The organism is Synechococcus sp. H60.1 (assembly GCF_047462335.1).
GTDB lineage: Bacteria > Cyanobacteriota > Cyanobacteriia > Thermostichales > Thermostichaceae > Thermostichus.
This window is the reverse complement of the sequence record NZ_JANSJA010000165.1, coordinates 23,415-24,967: the sequence shown is the minus strand read 5'-3', so window position 1 is coordinate 24,967 and position 1,553 is coordinate 23,415. Positions and strand designations below refer to the sequence as shown.

Annotated in this window: 1 protein-coding gene; it reads left to right on the top strand. The window is 60.2% G+C overall.

Features of this window, described 5'->3' with window-relative positions:
- Window positions 1–1,553, top strand: a 1,553-nt coding sequence (locus NW852_RS08465) for a tetratricopeptide repeat protein (protein WP_414426642.1), incomplete at both ends; no start/stop codon positions are given.

Genomic DNA, 1,553 nt, shown 5'->3' with positions numbered 1-1,553 from the left:
CTTTGCAGAAGGCCCTTGCTCCCCTGCCAAGCCGTTCGGCGCTGAAACAAGATGTCCTTTACCTGATGGTGGATCTGCCACAGCAGGGACTGTTCAGCCGCTCTATGGTGTTGCAGCGGGTTGCCGGCCAATTGGAAGGCGCGCCGGTGCAGGGAGTCAGCCAACTGGTGGTGTACGGTCGGCTGCAGGGAGAAACACAGCCGCAGTGGAAAAAAGTCTTCTATTTGTCTTCTGGGAAAAGCGGTGCCGACGCCACGGAGATTGTATTGCCCGGCACCAAGATTTCCGAGATCAAGGTGCTGGATGCCCAAAAACCTGTTGTGGATCCCGATGCCAGGCCTGATCGCAAAGTTAAAACCCTAGAGGCGCCGCTTCCCAAAACCCAGAAAGAGCGAGGCTCAGGGCCTGACCCAAACCAATCTCCTCATGCCTCTGCACAGGCCCAAGCTGGGATCCCGACCTCTCCGTCCACAACTGCCCCTGCTCGCCCCAGTTCTCCCATCAGCCTTCCGGTCAACGTTCAGGCGCTTGGCCAGCAGTTGCACCAACCTACCCTACGCCCCTTCCTGGGGGGAGCCCTGGCTTTGTCTCTCCTGCTGGGGGCCGGGTTGGTGGTGCATTCCTTCCGGCAGCCCGACATCCCTGCCCGGGCCAGATCGCTGGGAGTAGGGATCCCTCTGTTGCTCCTGGCTGCAGGGGGGGGCTGGCTGGGGTGGAAAGGCCGGCGTGCTGTCAACACCTTTAAGCGAGAGGGATCCTCTGATCCTTTGGCAGAAGGTTTGTCCTTTTTACAGGCCAATCAAGTTCCTGAGGCAGTGGAGCGGTTTCAGGAGGCCCTGTCCCTCACCCAGGGATCTGCTCAAGTCGAGATCCATAGCCTGCTTGGCCAAGCCTGGGCCGAGAAAGGCAACTGGGCAGAAGCCTTGGCCCAGCAACAAAAGGCCCTTGGGTTGGATCCCCACTTCAGCCAGGCCCACCTCTGTATTGCTCAAATTCGCCTCAAGCTGGGGCAATGGGACGAGGCGATCGATTCCTGCTGGGCTGCTTTGGAGTTGGACGATCGCCTGGGCTCAGCCCACTACCTGATGGGACAAGCGCTGATGCGCAAGGGCCAGTTAAAGGCGGCAATAGCAGCTTTTCAAACCGCCCTCAATCTCGATCTGGATCCCGAATTAGCCGCCGCTGTGCGGGTGGATCTGGGCTTGGCCATGGTTCATGCGGGGCGTCTGGCCCAGGCTGGCCAAGAGTTCAGCCAGGTGCTCCTCTCCGGCAGCTCCTCCAAGCTCCAGCAGGGCCGCGCCTACTACGGGCTGGGCTTGGTCTTAGCGGCCCAGGAGCAGCACAGCGAAGCCATCAAAAGCTACCAGCGAGCCCTGGGGCTAGTGCCCAGCTTGCCTGAGGCGGTTGCTGCCATCGGCTTGTCCTATTTGGGTCAAAAACACCGCGACGCCTCTGGGCGCAAGTTTGTCTGGCCCCAGCAGGTGCAAGAGGCTGTGCAGCAGTTTGAACAAGCGTTAAGAGAAGACCCAGATTTGCCCGAAGCCCACTTTGGC